Raw genomic sequence first — 16,486 nt, 5'->3', positions numbered from 1 at the left:
CGATGAAAAAGATATTGGTCATTGGAGCCGGTTGGCTGGGTTTACCTTTTGCTCAACAATTGTCCGCGTTAAAACATCAGGTGATTGTCACTCGACGCTCTACAGACAGCCTTCGTGAAGTTCCTTTGGCGCAAGAAAGCAAAGCCGTACTCGATCTCGCCAATGATGATGCCGCAAAGAAGGTGCGAGAGCTCGTGGACAACAATGCCATCGATATTGTTGTTGGCAGTTTCCCTCCCGGTTTTCGAAAAGGTAGCGGTGAAGAATATGCCAATCAGTGGCAAAAGATCGTCGACGGCATCAAAGATAGCGCAGTACAAAAAGTCATTATGGTCAGCTCGACGACGGTTTACCCAAATCAATCCGTCGAGATGAGGGAAGACGACGCAACACTCGCTAAGGCAAACAGCGAGAGCGACTTATTCAGTGACAAAGCACGCGTGATGTTGCAAGCAGAGCAATCACTGCTAGATTCAGGCAAAAACTTTACCATCTTACGGTTGAGCGGACTCTTTGGGCCTAATCGCCACCCTGCCCGCTTCGTCCCTCATCTAAAACAAATTAGCAGCCGTGCGCCCGCTAACATGCTTCATCTTGACGATGCAATCAATGCACTTTTGTTTGCGCTTAGTGCTGTCGACCAGCAAGTGCTCAACGTCTCAACGCCAACGACGGTCGATAAAGCGACCTTCTATCAAGCGGCGCTTGAATCTGCACAATTCGACATTGATTTCCCACCCGTTGTCGCCGTTGAAGACAAACGTATTGTGGTGGATAAGTTGCTGCAATCTGGTTTTCAATTTCAATATCAATCAACGCTGGATGCTTTATGAAACTTTTCCGTCAAATTGAACTGCTCTGGCAATACATGCAATTGCAGCATCGCTTAACCCCCGTCGATTGCTTGCTCGTGATGTGCAGTAACGATCTTCGAGTGGCTGAACATGCTGCGAATTTGTACAAACAAGGGTACGCGCCCTATATCCTTTTTTCTGGTGGTGAGGGACGTTTCACTGAAGGGCTATTTGAAAAAAGCGAAGCAGAGATTTTTGCCGAGCTCGCCAAAGCATCAGGCGTGCCTGCGGAAGTCATCTTACTCGAAACAAAATCCTCTAATAGTGGCGAAAATGTCTGTTTTTCCGAGCAACTTTTGCTCGAAAAGGGATTGGCGTTTGAGTCGTTTATTTTGGTCCAAAAACCCTTTATGGAAAGACGCGCCCTCGCGACGTTCGAGAAACAATGGCAGGGGCCTTACTCACACCTGTTGGTGAGCTCCACCGGAGAGGCCTTCTTTGATTACATCAATGAAGAGATGCCTCTAATGTTGGTGCTTGAAGCGCTTCTCGAGGACTTTGAGCGCATTAAACGTTATCCAGCAAAAGGCTTCCAAACCGAACAACCGCTGCCCGATGACGTTGAAACCGCTTACCAATATATCCGAGAAAAGCTCACTTCGCTGCTTATTTAACGCAGTGTTTAATGCAGTAACCAACGAAAAAAAGCCACTGCACATGATGTGAGTGGCTTCATTGCATTCTTGTCGGTAGGGTTACTCAAAGAACCCGTTATTTACCCAGCGCTTCTTTGTAGTGTTGACGACAGACTGACACGTAACGATCGTTCCCGCCAATCGCCACTTGGTCGCCTTCTTTAATTGCATTTCCGTGCTCGTCGGTGCGGATAACCATATTGGCTTTGCGTCCACAATGACAAATGGTTTTTAGCTCGACCAATTTATCAGCCCAAGAAAGGAGGTATTTGCTGCCTTCAAACAGCTCACCAAGAAAATCCGTACGAAGTCCGTAACACAATACAGGAATGTGCAGCTTATCGACCACTTCCGTTAACTGATACACTTGCTCTTTCGATAAGAATTGGCACTCATCCACCAAAATGCAATGGCGTTTCTCCACTTCATTCAGAGCAGCGATCTCTTGATAGAGATTGGTGTCTGCTTTAAACAATTGCGCTTCGGCTTGCAAACCAATTCGTGAACTGACTTTACCAATACCATAGCGATCATCTAAAGCCGCGGTAAAAATAACGGGCGTCATACCACGCTCTTGATAGTTGAAAGAAGACTGAAGAAGAGTCGTTGATTTACCCGCGTTCATCGCTGAGTAATAGAAATACATCTGAGCCACAGAGCACTACCTAAGTAAAATTGGAAAATGTAAAAATATAAAGAAAAGGGCTGAATCAACAGCCCTTTAAAAAGATGCAATTACTTGCGACGCCACGTTGTTCCTTCAGGGCCATCTTCAAGTACGATACCCATCTCGTTCAGCTTATCGCGCGCCATATCCGCGTTTGCCCAATCTTTCGCCGCACGAGAATCGTTACGCAGTTTGATCAACGCTTCAATTTCTGCCACTTCATCATCATTGCCCGCGTCACCTTTCAAAAACGCGTCTGGATCTTGATGAAGAATACCGATCACGTCCGCAAGCTCACGCATCAAGGCACCTAAAGCACTGGCGTTGGCCAGATCTTCCGTTTTCAAACGGTTGATCTCACGCGCCATATCAAACAACACGGAATAGGCTTCCGGCGTGTTGAAATCGTCGTTCATTGCTGCGGTAAAGCGTGACACATACTCTTCACCACCTGCTGGCGCAGCCGAGAAATCCAAACCACGCAGAGAAGTGTATAAGCGCTCTAGTGACGCGCGAGCTTGGTTGAGATTTTCTTCGCTGTAGTTAAGCTGACTGCGGTAGTGACCTGACATTAGGAAGTAACGTACGGTTTCCGCATCATAGTGACCTAACACATCGCGAATAGTGAAGAAGTTACCTAGAGACTTAGACATCTTCTCTTTGTCGACCATCACCATACCGCTGTGCATCCAAGTATTCACATACTGAGTGTCATGGGCGCAGCACGACTGAGCAATTTCGTTTTCGTGGTGCGGGAACTGAAGATCAGAGCCGCCACCGTGAATATCAAAATGATTACCAAGAATGGACGAGTTCATTGCCGAACATTCGATGTGCCAACCAGGACGACCAGGTCCCCATGGTGATTCCCATGTAGGCTCACCCGGCTTGGACATTTTCCACAACACGAAATCCAGCGGGCAGCGTTTTGCTGTTTCTACATCGACGCGCGCGCCTGCTTGAAGCTGGTCAAGGTCTTGCTTAGAAAGCTTGCCGTATTCGTCAAATTTATTGACTTCAAACATCACGTCGCCGTTGTCGGCGACATACGCGAAACCGCGTTCAATCAGTCTTTCCACTAACTCAATGATTTCTTGAATGTATTGCGTTGCACGCGGTTCCACATCTGGGCGTTTCATGTTTAGCGCATCGAAGTCAGCGTGCATTTCACCGATCAAACGTTCAGTCAGTGATTCACAGCTTTCACCATTTTCCGCGGCACGTTTGATGATTTTGTCATCGATATCGGTAATGTTGCGCACAAACGTCAGGTCGTAGCCTAAATAACGCAAGTAACGAGATACGACGTCAAAAGAGACAAATGTACGGCCATGACCGATGTGACAGAGATCGTAAATGGTAACTCCACAGACATACATACCGACTTTACCGGCTGTGATTGGTTTGAATTCCTCTTTCTGTCTTGTCAGTGTGTTATATATCTTCAACATGATCTCTATCTGTATATTGATTGAACTAAAATGAAACGGCAGTATACCAACTACAATGTTTTTAGGTAATAACAATTCCGCTGAAAAACGATAATCGACTAAACTTCCAACACAAAAGCGTAATTTGCTTAGTCCTTCGTTTTGCATGAGCCTGAACTTAGGCTAGAATTCTGACTTTAAACAAAACAGCACAAAGGAAAACAGCATGATCACCCTTCACACAAATTTTGGTGACATCAAGATTGAGCTAAATGCAGAAAAAGCACCAGAAACGAGCGCAAACTTTCTTCAATACTGCCGCGATGGCTTTTACGACAACACCGTTTTCCACCGTGTTATCGATGGTTTTATGATCCAAGGCGGTGGTATGGAGTCTGGCCTGCGTGAGAAACCAACTCGCGCGCCAATCAAAAACGAAGCGAACAACGGCCTAAGCAACAAAGTCGGTTCTATCGCGATGGCTCGTACTATGGATCCACACTCTGCTAGCTCACAGTTTTTCATCAACGTGAACAACAACACATTCCTTGACTTCCGTAGCGAGAGCCGTGATGGCTGGGGTTACTGTGTGTTTGGTGAAGTTGTTGAAGGCATGGAAGTGGTTAACAAAATCAAAGGTGTTAGCACAGGTTCTTACGGTATGCATCAAGACGTACCACTTGAAGACGTTGTCATTACTGGCGCGACTATTGAAGAGTAATATTGATACTCGTTATCCTAATTAAAATAGGTATGGGGAGGCAGTGCCTCCCCTTGTTTCTATGACGACACTTTTTATTTCAGATTTACACCTAACACCTTCTCGCCCTGATATTACGAATTGTTTTGTACGATTTATGCGCGATGAAGCCATATATGCAGACGCTCTCTACGTGCTAGGCGATCTTTTTGAGTTTTGGATTGGCGATGAGGACAGCACCCCATTTGCCCAAGAGATTCGCAGCGAGTTTAAAGCCCTCACGGCGAAAGGTGTTCCAGTTTTTTTCATTCAAGGCAATCGTGACTTTTTATTAGGCGAACGATTTTGCCAAGAAACAGGGATGACTCTGCTAGACGACGTCTGCACCATCGAACTCTACGGGCAAAAAACCGTCATTCTTCATGGCGACACACTCTGTATCGATGATCACAAATACCAAGAGTTTCGCAAGACCGTACATAAGCCCTGGCTGCAGTGGATTTTCAAACGCATTCCTTGGTTTGTAAAAAAGCGCATCGTTGCCAAAGTACAGTCCGGTGTTCGTGATGACAAGCAGCACAAAACTCTCGAGATCATGGATGTCAATCCAATAGAAGTTGAACGAGTAATGTCTCAGTTTTGCGTCAACTTGATGATACATGGACACACTCATCGCCCCAACATTCATCAAATTCGCAACGAAGATGGCGAAAAAACTCGCATCGTTTTAGGCGATTGGTATTCACAAGGTTCTGTTTTAAAAGTAACTAGTGATCATTTTTCGTTAGAACAGCGTTCTTTTTTTAGTGAGTAAATTATTAATACAACATCACTAGCAATCCGCCACATTCGATATAGATATTTTAGAAAAAGTCGCTATCATCAAATCTAAAGCACGTTAACAGAACAGAGTCCAGCAAATTGAAGTATTCCTACGTTGCCAGACAACCCATTCTTGATCAAAACAAAAAAACCATTGGTTATGAATTGCTGTTTCGCGATGGCCCCAAAAACACCTTTCCAGAAGTAGAGCCCGAACTCGCCACGAGCCGTTTACTTTCAGATCACTTTCTTTCGACTCATTACAGCACTTTGGGTAACAAGCTCGGGTTTGTTAATTTTCCTTATCAAAGCTTGATAAATTTAGTACCCATTCTTTTTCCTAAAGAGAGCCTGGTCATAGAGATTTTGGAAGATTGTGAGCCTACCGATGAGCTCTACGAAGCGATCATCAAACTTCATAAGGCAGGCTATCGTATTGCATTAGACGACTTTGTCCCAAATCGCGCTTGGAAACGGTTTTTGCCCTATATTCATATCATTAAGTTTGATATTCGCATCGTTCCGATTGAAAAAGCGGCTCTGTTCATTCAGTCACTAAAAAAACTAAAAATCAAGTTCTTAGCGGAAAAGGTGGAAACTTACCAAGAATTTGAGCAGGCGATCAAAGCTGGATTTGATTACTTTCAAGGGTACTTCTTTAGTCGCCCCGAAATGATTCAAAAGAGAAGAATTAACCCTTCTTTTTTAACGGTCGTGCAACTGTGCAAAGAGATTGCCGACGAGCCAATCGATTTCAATGAAGTTGAGCGCTTGTTTTCCATTGATGTCACGTTATCCTACAAGTTGATGACCTATGTAAACTCTGGGTACACGCTAACTTCCAAAATTAAATCATTCCGCCAAGCATTGATCTACATGGGGGAAGAGAAGCTAAGACGCTTTATTTCACTGGTCGCTGTAGCGTCAGTTCATGAAGATAAACCCGATTCTCTTTATTCGTTAGCCGTTCAAAGAGCTCGAGCTTGTGAACTGACTCTCGGTTACACTTCTACCAAATATGATCCTGGGCAAGCGTTTCTCACTGGGTTGTTTTCACTTTTGGATTCTCTACTCGATCAACCGTTGGCCGATATCATCATTGATATTCCTGTCGATGAAGAAATCAAACTCGCATTAAGCCAAAGAGACGGACACCTCGGTTCGATTCTTTCGATGGTTATCGCCTACGAACAAGCTGACTGGGAGAAAGCTAACGATTACCAACGACTGTTAGGGATTTCTGAAGAGCAAATCTGCAAGGCGTACAGTGAGGCGACGGCTTGGACACAAGAATTGCTGTCGCAGACACCGTAACTCGTTATAATGACAAACAACCCCACAACAGTGGGGTTGTTTGTTTTATCGCTTTATTTGCTGAGATTTCAATTTATGGCTGCTTCTTGCCCTTGCGGATCAAACCGTACCTATGCTTTGTGTTGTGAAATTGCCCATAAGCACCACGCCGATGTGATCACACCGGAACAACTGATGCGTTCTCGTTACAGTGCCCACGTATTGGGCTTGGTCGATTACGTGGTGAATACCTACCACCCAAGCTGCCATGCCGAAGAACAGCGCGAAGGCATCGCGGAATCCATTGAGAATGATTGGTGCAAGCTTGAAGTGGTCAAAGCAGAAGCAGGCGGCAACGAAAATGAAGGCTTTGTTGAGTTCAACGCTTACTTTGATGAAGACGGCAAACGCTACTGTATGACCGAACGCTCACGCTTTGTGAAAGAAGACGGGCTTTGGTATTACATTGATGGCACCTTTCCGGAAGAAGAGCCAGAGCAAGATCCGCGGTTAAATCAATCTGTCAGTAGTTTGAAAGTGGGCCGCAACGATCCGTGTATCTGTGGAAGCGGTAAGAAATTTAAGAAATGTTGTGGGTAAGAGCCAAGGGAAAAACTAGGTTCTAGGTTCTAGGTTCTAGGTTCTAGGTTCTAGGTTCTAGGTTCTAGGTTCTAGGTTCTAGGTTCTAGGTTCTAGGTTCTAGGTTCTAGGTTCTAGGTTCTAGGTTCTAAAAAACCTTAAATCTTTCCTTTCCGTAAGTAAAGCGCCCTGAATTCCATAACTCTTTCTAAAAAACGAAGTGCGCAGAGTCCCTGCGCACTCTCTACTAGGGCCCTAGTCCCTATCAACCTTGACCTTGTCTCTATCTTACTTATGACGCTCTTTAAGCTTATTGATCACATCATTCATCGATAGGCCTTGGTCTTGCAGCAATACCATTAGATGGTAAATCAAGTCTGCCGATTCACACACTAACTCCGCCTTATCGCCCGACGTCGCCGCAAGCGCGACTTCAACGCCTTCTTCGCCCACTTTCTGCGAAATACGCTTGGTACCACGAGCATACAGACTGGCAGTATAAGAGGAATCTGGATCGGCACTCTTGCGGGCAGCCAGTAGCTGCTCAAGTTGATGAAGCCACACCATTTGTGATTCTTCCTGTGGATCACCATCCCAGCAAGTGGTCGTGCCCGTATGACACGTTGGCCCAATTGGATTGACTTTCACTAGCAGTGTGTCGTTATCACAATCCAACGACATGTTCACCAATTGCAGCACGTTACCTGACGTTTCACCTTTGGTCCAAAGGCGTTCTTTGGTACGAGAGAAAAACGTTACTTGGCCTGTTTCCCCCGTTTTCACCAAGGCTTCTTGGTTCATGTAACCCATCATCAGCACTTGGCTCGATTGGAAATCTTGTACGATGGCAGGTACCAGACCGTCCACCTTTTCCCAGTTGATTCGCTCAGCGAGCGAGCTGACTTCGGCGGTTTTAAAACTCATAGTCGTACCTCAATGCCTTGTTGCTTTAAATACTGCTTTAAATCACCAATATTGATGACTTGTTTGTGGAACACCGATGCAGCCAGCGCACCATCCACATTGGCTTTTTGGTAGGCTTCCGCGAAGTGCTCCATGGCACCGGCACCACCAGAGGCAATCAATGGCACCTTACACACTTCGCGTACCATATTCAGTTGTTCGATGTCGTAGCCGTTACGTACGCCGTCTTGGTTCATCATGTTCAATACAATTTCACCAGCGCCACGTTTTTGAACTTCTTGCACCCAATCACGTGTTTCCCATTGGGTCGCTTTGGTGCGTTCTTCGTCACCAGTAAACTGGTAAACCTGATACTTACCGGTCTCTTTATCGTAGTATGAATCAATACCAACGACGATACATTGCACACCAAACTTATCGGCAAGGTCAGTAATCAACTGCGGGTTTGCCAATGCAGGTGAGTTTATAGACACCTTGTCTGCGCCAAATTCAAGAATGCGCGCTGCGTCTTCTGCTGACTTAATGCCACCAGCGACACAGAACGGAATATCAATCACTTCTGCAACGCGAGCGACCCAACTTTTATCGACAACACGACCATCACTTGAAGCGGTAATATCGTAGAATACAAGCTCGTCAGCGCCTTCTTCCGCATAGCGTTTCGCAAGAGGAACGATATCACCAATGATTTCATGGTTACGAAACTGAACGCCCTTCACCACTTGTCCATCACGAACATCAAGACATGGAATTATTCGCTTTGCCAGCATACAAATGCCTCCTCTGCTGTGAACTTGCCATCTAACAGTGCACGACCAACAATCACACCCGCCACACCGCTGCCTTTTAGTGCTTCGATATCCGCTAATGAGCCGATGCCGCCTGAAGATTGGAACTGCACTTGTGGGTACTGCTTACATAGGTCGACATAAAGCTCGACGTTTGAGCCTTCTAGCGTACCGTCACGAGAAATGTCCGTACACAGCACGTGCTGTAGACCTACCGTTAGGTAATCGTTGATCAGCGCTTCAATGGTTACGCCTGAATCTTCCTGCCAGCCAGAAATCGCCACTTTACGTGTGCCGTCTTGGTCGATGTTGATGTCTAGCGCGAGAACGATTTTCTCCGCGCCATATTTTTCCATCCAACCTTTCACAAGCTCTGGCTGTTTTACTGCGGTCGAACCAACAACGACACGTTGAGCACCGGCTTCTAACAGATCAATCACGTCTTGCTCTGTACGCACACCACCACCGATTTGGATGTTCGCTGGCGTACTTGCTAATAACTTTGCAATCAAATCAAGTTGACGCGCTGTTGTGTCTTTCGCACCAGTTAAATCCACTAAGTGCAGCCAGTTGGCACCTGCTTGGTGGTACAAATTAAACTGCTCTGCTGGGTCGACTTTGTATTCGGTTACTTGGCCGTAATCACCTTGATAAAGGCGAACCACCTGTCCTTCAATTAAATCAAGAGCTGGAATAATCACACTAAATCCCTTTTATAATTCTAAGAAGTTTTGAATAAGCTTCGCGCCCGCTTTTGAAGAACGCTCAGGATGGAACTGCACACCGTAGTAGTTGCCACTTTGTACTGCCGCTGTGAACGAGTTGCCGTATTCACATTCAGCAATGGTGTAGTCCCCAACTGGCATTGCAAAGCTGTGCACGAAGTAGAAGTACTCACCTTCTTCAATACCTTTGAACAGTGGGTTACCTGCTTTTGCAGACACCGTGTTCCAGCCCATATGCGGCAGCGGTAAGTCGCCAGTTTGTAGCAGTTTCACTTCACCGTCACAAAGTCCAAGACACTCAACTAACTCGTTGGCTTTCTGCCCTTTCTCTTGAGATACTTTGCCCAACAGTTGCATGCCTAAACAGATACCGAGCAGCGGCTTTTCTACCTGTTTTACCAAGCTGATCAGATCGCGCTCTTCTAGGTTCTTCATCGCTTCACTGGCGGTTCCCACGCCCGGTAGAAATAGCTTGTCAGCTGCCAATACCACTTGTGGATCTTTTGAAATCGTTACGTCATAGCCTAGGCGTTCAATGGCAAACTTCACCGAAGAGACGTTGGCACAGCCAGTATCGATAATGACAACTTTCTGTTCTGTCACTGTTTTTCTCCTTGCTAACGTGAGCCTTAAAGCACGCCTTTACTACTTGGTAGCTCAGTGCCTTCTACTTTGATTGCTTGGCGCAGAGTACGACCAAACGCTTTAAATAGGCTCTCAATGATGTGGTGATCATTGTTGCCCGCAGAAGAAAGGTGCAGCGTACACGCTAGGGTGTCAGTCAGAGAGCGGAAGAAGTGAACCACCATCTCTGTTGAAAGGTCACCCACTTGCTCACGGCTGAATTGCGCGTCGAACTTAAGGTAAGGACGACCAGATAGGTCCAGTGCACATTGTGCCAAGCACTCATCCATTGGCAGGCTGAAGCCAAAGCGACCAATACCACGTTTGTCACCCAGTGCTTCTTTCAACGCCTGACCCAAAGCAAGAGCGGTATCTTCTACCGTGTGGTGATCATCGATGTGCAGGTCACCTTCTACTTTGCACACCATCTGGAATCCACCGTGCGTCGCGATTTGATCCAACATGTGGTCGAAGAAACCAAGACCTGTAGAGATGTCATTGCCGCCTTGTTCATCAAGGTTAACTGCAACTTTGATGTCGGTTTCTTTCGTAGTACGAATGACTTCAGCAACACGCGCTTTCACCGTCAGATCTTTCAGGATCCGTTTCCAACCCATGGTTTCTGGGTTGTATTGAATGCCACGAATGGCCATGTTCTCTGCAAGTTGAAGATCGGTTTGACGATCGCCAATCACGAACGAGTTCTGGAAATCCACTTTACCCGCTTGAAGGTACTCTTTTACCAAGCCCAATTTCGGTTTGCGACAAGAGCAATTGTCTTTTTCAAAATGAGGGCAGATCAGTACATCATCAAATTTCACCCCTTGAGATTCGAAAATCTCCATCATCATATTGTGTGGCGCATCAAAATCTTCTTGCGGATAGCTGTCTGTTCCAAGGCCGTCTTGGTTGGTGACCATCACTAGACGGTATCCCGCTTCCTGCAACGACAACAGGCTTGGAATCACAAACGGTTCCAGTTTCAATTTGTCGAGACGGTCTACTTGAAAATCGACTGGTGGTTCCACGATCAAAGTGCCGTCACGGTCGATAAAAAGGATTTTTTGTTGTTTGCTCACTCGAACTTCCTTATTGCTATTCTTTTGGCACTCTCGCTGTTTAGCGAGAGCGATTCATTCTTTTTCTACTTATGAGTAGTAGTTTCTGATGAAACTGAGGGTTTTTTCACACTCGTCTCGGCTGCCAACACTGATTCTTACGCAATCTTCGATTGGCGAGTTTCGTAAGATAATGCCGTACTCCCAAGCCGCCTTAAATAGCTCGTCACCATTAGGGAATTTCACCAGCAGATAATTGCCCCACCCTTCAAACACTTCGAGACCTGCGATCATTGATAATCCCACTTGCAAATAGGCACGGTTTGCATTGAGGTCGAGCACTTGGAACTTGGCACGAGCCAAGCCGGCTTCTGACAATGCTTGTGTCGCAATTTCCGCAACAGGCACTGGTACCGGATAGGGCGCGATAACTTTGAGAAGGACATTAATCAGCTCTTCATTCGCAAGTGTGAATCCGCAACGCAAGCCAGCTAATGCAAAGGCTTTCGACAAAGTACGCAAAATCGCAAGGTTTGAGTACTGCGCAAGTAAATCGACGGTTGAGGCCTCTGGACAAAAATCGATATACGCTTCATCCATCACAACGATGGCTCTGTCTTTTGTCATCTCTAGCAAGGCGATGATGTCTTCTCGCTTCACTAAATTGCCTGTTGGATTGTTTGGTGAACAAACAAACACCAATTTAACCTTGTCCAAATTGGCTTCAATACCTGCAAGGTCTAATTGCCAATCCTCTGTTAGCGGTACGGTTTTACGCTCAACGCCAATGGTTTCAGCGCTCACAGAATACATGCCATACGTAGGAGGACAGTAAAGAATGGCATCTTCATTTGGTTCGCAGAAAGCGCGAATCAGCAGTTCGATACCCTCATCCGCGCCACGCGATGTGAGAGTTTGTTCAGGTTTAACACCTGCATAGGCAGCGTAGGCTGCAATCAATGCTTTCGGCTGACAATCACTGTAACGGTTCAAGCGCGCAAAGTTTGTGCGGTATTCATTGTCAAATGGCGATTCATTGGCATTCAACCAAACATCACCGGTTCCACCGATGCGGCGCGCCGAAAGGTAAGGAGTCAGTTTCTGTACACTTTTTCGAGCAAGTTTTTCCATTTTCTCTCTCCTTATCTACGTGCGTTCAGCTTTTCGACGCGAATGGTCACCGCACGTTTGTGTGCATCCAACCCTTCTGCTTCTGCCATTGTCACAACCGTCGGTGCCAGTGTTTTTAAACCTTCAGCCGATAGTTCTTGAATCGTCATGCGTTTTGAAAAGTCAGCCAAACCTAAACTTGAATACGTACGGGTGTACCCATACGTCGGCAATACGTGGTTGGTTCCTGACGCATAATCGCCCGCCGATTCAGGCGACCAATCACCTAAGAAAATGGAACCCGCGTTATCCAGCAATGGCAACAACTCTCGAGGAGTTTTGGTTTGAACAATTAAGTGCTCGGGGCCGTAATAATTTGAAATAGAAACCGCTTGGGTTAAGGAGTCAGCAATAATAATCAAGCTCGACGCCAGTGCTTTTTCAGCAATAGAGGCGCGTGATAACTGCTTCAACTGTTTCTGTACAGCATCCGTTACTTGATCTGCAATCAAGACAGATGGCGTCACTAAAACCACTTGCGAGTCTGGTCCGTGCTCGGCTTGGCTAAGTAAATCGGCGGCGATAAAATCGGCATCTGCATTTTCATCAGCAATCACCAACACTTCTGATGGCCCAGCGGGCATATCAATGGCGGCACCACGAAAGTCATTGCTCACTTGGCGTTTTGCTTCTGTGACATACGCGTTGCCAGGACCAAATATTTTATCCACCTTAGTGACACTTTCTGTCCCATAGGCCATCGCCGCTACCGCTTGCCCACCACCAACATTGTAAACTTCATCTATATTACAAAGCTTTGCCACATAGAGAATTTCATCGGCAATCGGTGGTGGTGAACATAACACTACTTTACGGCAACCCGCGATTTGCGCAGGAACACCCAACATCAATACCGTTGAAGGCAGCGGTGCACTGCCACCAGGAATGTATAAACCCACTTTTTGTATCGGGCGAGTGACTTGTTCACACACCACACCCGGTTGTGTTTCGACTTTAATTGGCGTCGGTTTCTGGGCATTGTGGAACTTCGCGATATTGGCGTAAGCCTGCTCAAGCGCTTGCTTCATTTTTGCAGTTAAGCGAGCAGAAGCCTCCTCGATTTCTTGTTCAGTCACTCGAATCGATTCTGGTTTAACGCGATCAAACTTTTCCGTCAGTTCGAACAGCGCCGCATCGCCTTCTGCTCTGACTTTCGCAATCACTTCTGCTACTGCAGCGGTAATATTCGCACCTTCTGTTATCGCTGGACGTTCCAAAATAGCGTCTTGTTGCGTCTCACTAAGAGATTGCCAAACAACCGTTCTCATGAGCCTTACTCCATCATTTTTTCAATTGGTAGAACAAGAATAGAGCTCGCGCCAAGTTCTTTGAGCTGTTCCATCGTTTCCCAGAATAGGTTTTCTGTACTCACCAAATGGACGGCCACTCGTTGTTTCTCTGCAGACAGTGGTAACACGGTTGGATCTTCCGCCCCTGGCAACAGTGCTTTGATCTGTTCTAGCTTATCAACTGGAGCATGTAGCATGATGTATTTGGATTCTTTGGCTTGCTGAACGCCTTGCATACGCGTTAACAGCTTCTCGATAAGCGCTTGCTTGTCTTGGGCAAACTCACCTGAACGTTGAATAAGTGTTGCTTTCGATTGGAAAATAACCTCAGCCTCTTTTAGGCCATTGGCTTCAAGTGTTGCGCCTGTTGAAACCAAATCAGCGATTGCATCCGCTAAACCAGCACGAGGCGCCACTTCAACTGAGCCTGTCAGCATACAGGTTGAGAAAGGCACACCTTGTCGATCCATATACGCTTTGAGCAGTTGTGGGTAAGTCGTCGCAATACGTTTCCCAGCAAGATCTTGTGGGCCATTGTATTTTTCATCTTTATCAATCGCGATGGACAAACGACATCCACCAAAATCTAGACGACTCAAGGTTTCAAATTGACAAGCATCACCAGTGGCTTTGCGCTCTAGACGCACTTCTTCCAACACGTTTTCACCGATAAAACCAAGGTCAACAACGCCATCCATGATCAGCCCTGGGATGTCATCATCACGAACTAATAACAGATCAATTGGCATATTTTCTGAGTGAACGACTAAACGCTCACCCATAATATTGAATTTAACGCCACACTTTTTTAAGAGCCCTTGGCACTCTTCACTCAGTCGGCCTTTTTTCTGAATTGCAATTCTTAAGCGTTGTGTTTGCATGACATTGTCCCTGTGCTTCAATTTGAAAATGATGAAAGTGAAAACTAAAAAACCCTCGAGAGATGTTGGTCTCCCGAGGGTTTAAAATCTGAATTTGATGATTTTCACCTCCGGGAGTTTCCTATCTCCCGGGTATGCGTACATCTCCCGAAAGACTAGACTGGGTGATGATGGTGATGAATGTTCATTACAAAATTACGCATACTTATATAGGCTCTTAGCTTGATTGCTTCGTTGATATCCACACTAACTAAGCTTCTCTTATTTTGCAACACTTTATTTTAAAAAATATCAATTTGTATAAGACAAATAAAAAGGGCAGCCGAAGCTACCCTTTCAAAGTTCATATAAATAAATAGGTTACGCTTGTTGGCAAGACTCAATCTTTGCTTTTGACAACCAAGAGAGGATTGCACAAACGATGATGAATGCCATGGTTGCAGCCGCCAGTGAGAACATAACGGAAGCGGTCATACCCAATACCACGAAACCAATACAAGAAACCAATGCCACTGCAAGTGCATAAGGCAACTGAGTCGCTACGTGGTCAATATGATGACAACGTGCGCCCGTTGAAGAAAGAATCGTCGTATCAGAAATCGGTGAACAGTGATCACCAAAAACAGAACCCGCTAATACTGCACTTAGCATAGGAAGCATAAGAGCGATATCTGTCGCACCCGCCATATCACCCGCGATAGGTAGCATAATCCCAAACGTGCCCCACGATGTTCCGGTAGAAAACGCCATCAAACCTGAAAGCAAGAATAAAATTACGGGTAACCAATGAGGGTTAATATTGCCTTGTGCCATAGAAGACAAGTAGCTACCTGTTTTCATGTCGCCAATAACCGAACCGATAGTCCAGGCGAAAATCAGAATAAGGATTGCACCAAACATCGATTTAGCACCGATCCATAAAGTACGAGCAATTTCTGCAACTGGAAGACCTTGTTTGAACACGGTGAACAAGGCCACAGCCAAACCAACCAGACCACCATAAATCAGCGATGTACCTACGTTGGTATTTTCGAATGCACCAAGCAAGTCGAACGCTTTACCATCGGCCGCAAGTGCTTGGCCACCGGTATAGAGCATTGAAGCGACCGTTGCAATAATCAAAGCAATGATCGGCATAACAAGATCGGTTACTTTACCTTTATCGCTTTCACGGATATCAAGCTCTTCGTCAATTTCATGCGCTTCTTTTAGGTCAGTATCAGCGTCATTGTCAAAGCCACGGCCTTGTGAGGCAGCAATTTCATGTTCACGCATTTTACCAATGTCTAAACCAAACCAAGCGACCGCAAACACCATTAACAAGGCGAAAATCGCGTAGAAGTTCATCGGTACTAAACGTAGATATGCGCCTAATGCGGAATATTCAGTGATGCCATGTGACACCAAAATACCGCCGATAATGGTCATGATGTACGCACCCCAACTCGATGCAGGCATCACCACACACATTGGTGCTGCTGTTGAGTCTAGAATATAAGCAAGTTTGGCGCGTGAAACATAAAAGCGGTCCGTTACTGGGCGAGAAATCGCACCTACAGCTAGGCTATTGAAATAGTCGTCTACAAAAATGAATACGCCTAAAAACGCTGCTAGTAATTTCGAACCTCGCTTACTTTTCACTCGAGTCTGTGCCCATTCAGCAAAAGCTCGAGTGCCTCCAGAAAGAGTCAGTAGAGCGGTGGTCATACCCAATAACAACAAGAAACCAACAATACTCATATTCCAAGTATTGATGCCACCATCTTCAATAAAAACAGCTGAAACTTTATCTGTAATATAAGCTGCCGCAGAGCCTACCGAATAATCATTCAGTAACACTGCACCTAGAAGAATACCGACACCGAGCGATACAAGCACTTTACGCGTTAAAATGGCTAGCGTCAGTGCCACTATCGGCGGCAAAAGTGAAATGGGAGATGTAGCAAAATCTATTAAATTCATGATCTTCAAAAACCAAAGTTTGGCTAGAGATCTACTGCAGACAAAGTATACGAACTTATTTCGATACTTATGTTGAACTAAGCGA

The 16,486-nt window shown here is 45.8% G+C and carries 17 protein-coding genes and 1 other annotated feature; of the genes, 6 read left to right on the top strand and 11 right to left on the bottom strand.

Annotation, left to right across the window (positions count from 1 at the left end):
* The first annotated feature begins 2 nt into the window (after window positions 1-2).
* Both FC652_RS02150 and FC652_RS02145 read left to right on the top strand, forming a co-directional pair.
* Complete coding sequence (locus FC652_RS02150; RefSeq protein ID WP_176297315.1) at window positions 3-833, top strand: SDR family oxidoreductase; 831 nt, start codon at window positions 3-5, stop codon at window positions 831-833.
* Window positions 830-1,468: a YdcF family protein gene (locus tag FC652_RS02145; RefSeq protein WP_176297314.1), complete on the top strand. Its 639-nt coding sequence runs from the start codon at window positions 830-832 to the stop codon at window positions 1,466-1,468. Before FC652_RS02150 ends, FC652_RS02145 begins: the two co-directional genes overlap by 4 nt.
* Window positions 1,469-1,565: 97 nt before the next feature.
* Here FC652_RS02145 and FC652_RS02140 read toward each other — a convergent pair whose 3' ends face one another.
* Both FC652_RS02140 and cysS read right to left on the bottom strand, forming a co-directional pair.
* Complete coding sequence (locus FC652_RS02140) at window positions 1,566-2,144, bottom strand: thymidine kinase (protein ID WP_011150030.1); 579 nt, start codon at window positions 2,142-2,144, stop codon at window positions 1,566-1,568.
* A gap of 80 nt (window positions 2,145-2,224) precedes the next feature.
* Window positions 2,225-3,607 carry a cysteine--tRNA ligase gene (gene cysS / locus FC652_RS02135; protein ID WP_176297313.1) on the bottom strand — a complete coding sequence of 461 codons (1,383 nt, stop codon included), beginning with the start codon at window positions 3,605-3,607 and terminating at the stop codon, window positions 2,225-2,227.
* 205 nt (window positions 3,608-3,812) lie between these two features.
* Between cysS and FC652_RS02130 the strand changes: the two genes are divergently transcribed.
* From FC652_RS02130 to FC652_RS02115, 4 genes are all read left to right on the top strand, one after another.
* Window positions 3,813-4,307: a peptidylprolyl isomerase gene (locus FC652_RS02130; protein WP_176297312.1), complete on the top strand. Its 495-nt coding sequence runs from the start codon at window positions 3,813-3,815 to the stop codon at window positions 4,305-4,307.
* A gap of 61 nt (window positions 4,308-4,368) precedes the next feature.
* Complete coding sequence (gene lpxH, locus FC652_RS02125) at window positions 4,369-5,100, top strand: UDP-2,3-diacylglucosamine diphosphatase (protein ID WP_176297398.1); 732 nt, start codon at window positions 4,369-4,371, stop codon at window positions 5,098-5,100.
* Between the two features lie 107 nt (window positions 5,101-5,207).
* Window positions 5,208-6,422, top strand: a complete 1,215-nt coding sequence (locus tag FC652_RS02120) for an EAL and HDOD domain-containing protein (RefSeq protein WP_176297311.1) — start codon at window positions 5,208-5,210, stop codon at window positions 6,420-6,422.
* A 75-nt stretch (window positions 6,423-6,497) separates the two neighbouring features.
* Window positions 6,498-7,001 (top strand): YchJ family protein, encoded by a 504-nt coding sequence (locus tag FC652_RS02115; protein ID WP_176297310.1) that lies wholly within the window; start codon window positions 6,498-6,500, stop codon window positions 6,999-7,001.
* 267 nt (window positions 7,002-7,268) lie between these two features.
* On the opposite strand, the gene hisIE is transcribed toward FC652_RS02115, so the two are convergent.
* The 9 genes from hisIE to tet(35) all read right to left on the bottom strand — a co-directional run bounded on the left by hisIE (window position 7,269) and on the right by tet(35) (window position 16,401).
* Window positions 7,269-7,904 (bottom strand): bifunctional phosphoribosyl-AMP cyclohydrolase/phosphoribosyl-ATP diphosphatase HisIE, encoded by a 636-nt coding sequence (gene hisIE / locus FC652_RS02110; RefSeq protein WP_038964470.1) that lies wholly within the window; start codon window positions 7,902-7,904, stop codon window positions 7,269-7,271.
* A complete protein-coding gene (hisF, locus tag FC652_RS02105) occupies window positions 7,901-8,674 on the bottom strand; it encodes an imidazole glycerol phosphate synthase subunit HisF (RefSeq protein WP_060531982.1) in 774 nt (257 codons plus the stop codon). Before hisF ends, hisIE begins: the two co-directional genes overlap by 4 nt.
* Window positions 8,656-9,393 (bottom strand): 1-(5-phosphoribosyl)-5-[(5-phosphoribosylamino)methylideneamino]imidazole-4-carboxamide isomerase, encoded by a 738-nt coding sequence (gene hisA, locus FC652_RS02100; protein ID WP_176297309.1) that lies wholly within the window; start codon window positions 9,391-9,393, stop codon window positions 8,656-8,658. The genes hisF and hisA overlap by 19 nt, the downstream gene beginning before the upstream one ends.
* 12 nt (window positions 9,394-9,405) lie before the next feature.
* Window positions 9,406-10,020, bottom strand: a complete 615-nt coding sequence (hisH, locus tag FC652_RS02095; RefSeq protein ID WP_060531986.1) for an imidazole glycerol phosphate synthase subunit HisH — start codon at window positions 10,018-10,020, stop codon at window positions 9,406-9,408.
* 26 nt (window positions 10,021-10,046) lie between these two features.
* Window positions 10,047-11,120, bottom strand: coding sequence for a bifunctional histidinol-phosphatase/imidazoleglycerol-phosphate dehydratase HisB (hisB, locus tag FC652_RS02090; protein WP_176297308.1), 1,074 nt, complete (start codon window positions 11,118-11,120; stop codon window positions 10,047-10,049).
* A gap of 69 nt (window positions 11,121-11,189) precedes the next feature.
* The gene (gene hisC, locus FC652_RS02085) at window positions 11,190-12,230 is read right to left on the bottom strand and encodes a histidinol-phosphate transaminase (protein WP_176297307.1); all 1,041 of its coding nucleotides are present in this window, start codon (window positions 12,228-12,230) and stop codon (window positions 11,190-11,192) included.
* An 11-nt stretch (window positions 12,231-12,241) separates the two neighbouring features.
* A complete protein-coding gene (gene hisD / locus FC652_RS02080) occupies window positions 12,242-13,537 on the bottom strand; it encodes a histidinol dehydrogenase (protein WP_176297306.1) in 1,296 nt (431 codons plus the stop codon).
* A gap of 5 nt (window positions 13,538-13,542) precedes the next feature.
* The gene (gene hisG / locus FC652_RS02075; protein ID WP_011080740.1) at window positions 13,543-14,439 is read right to left on the bottom strand and encodes an ATP phosphoribosyltransferase; all 897 of its coding nucleotides are present in this window, start codon (window positions 14,437-14,439) and stop codon (window positions 13,543-13,545) included.
* A 43-nt stretch (window positions 14,440-14,482) separates the two neighbouring features.
* Window positions 14,483-14,619: a sequence feature (His leader region), on the bottom strand.
* A 180-nt stretch (window positions 14,620-14,799) separates the two neighbouring features.
* Window positions 14,800-16,401 carry a tetracycline efflux Na+/H+ antiporter family transporter Tet(35) gene (gene tet(35), locus FC652_RS02070; RefSeq protein ID WP_039448992.1) on the bottom strand — a complete coding sequence of 534 codons (1,602 nt, stop codon included), beginning with the start codon at window positions 16,399-16,401 and terminating at the stop codon, window positions 14,800-14,802.
* Window positions 16,402-16,486: the final 85 nt, after the last annotated feature.

Origin of the sequence: Vibrio sp. 05-20-BW147, from assembly GCF_013369385.1 — a bacterium.
Taxonomy (GTDB): Bacteria; Pseudomonadota; Gammaproteobacteria; order Enterobacterales; family Vibrionaceae; genus Vibrio; species Vibrio floridensis.
This window is presented reverse-complemented; position numbering and strand designations above follow the sequence as displayed.

Bases quoted from the DNA above. Each gene is read 5' to 3' on its own strand.
- hisIE (WP_038964470.1), bottom strand. From the start codon at position 7,904: ATGAGTTTTAAAACCGCCGAAGTCAGCTCGCTCGCTGAGCGAATCAAC.
- cysS (WP_176297313.1), bottom strand. From the start codon at position 3,607: ATGTTGAAGATATATAACACACTGACAAGACAGAAAGAGGAATTCAAA.
- hisF (WP_060531982.1), bottom strand. From the start codon at position 8,674: ATGCTGGCAAAGCGAATAATTCCATGTCTTGATGTTCGTGATGGACAA.
- FC652_RS02145 (WP_176297314.1), top strand. From the start codon at position 830: ATGAAACTTTTCCGTCAAATTGAACTGCTCTGGCAATACATGCAATTG.
- FC652_RS02115 (WP_176297310.1), top strand. From the start codon at position 6,498: ATGGCTGCTTCTTGCCCTTGCGGATCAAACCGTACCTATGCTTTGTGT.
- FC652_RS02130 (WP_176297312.1), top strand. From the start codon at position 3,813: ATGATCACCCTTCACACAAATTTTGGTGACATCAAGATTGAGCTAAAT.
- lpxH (WP_176297398.1), top strand. From the start codon at position 4,369: ATGACGACACTTTTTATTTCAGATTTACACCTAACACCTTCTCGCCCT.
- FC652_RS02150 (WP_176297315.1), top strand. From the start codon at position 3: ATGAAAAAGATATTGGTCATTGGAGCCGGTTGGCTGGGTTTACCTTTT.
- hisC (WP_176297307.1), bottom strand. From the start codon at position 12,230: ATGGAAAAACTTGCTCGAAAAAGTGTACAGAAACTGACTCCTTACCTT.
- hisD (WP_176297306.1), bottom strand. From the start codon at position 13,537: ATGAGAACGGTTGTTTGGCAATCTCTTAGTGAGACGCAACAAGACGCT.
- hisG (WP_011080740.1), bottom strand. From the start codon at position 14,439: ATGCAAACACAACGCTTAAGAATTGCAATTCAGAAAAAAGGCCGACTG.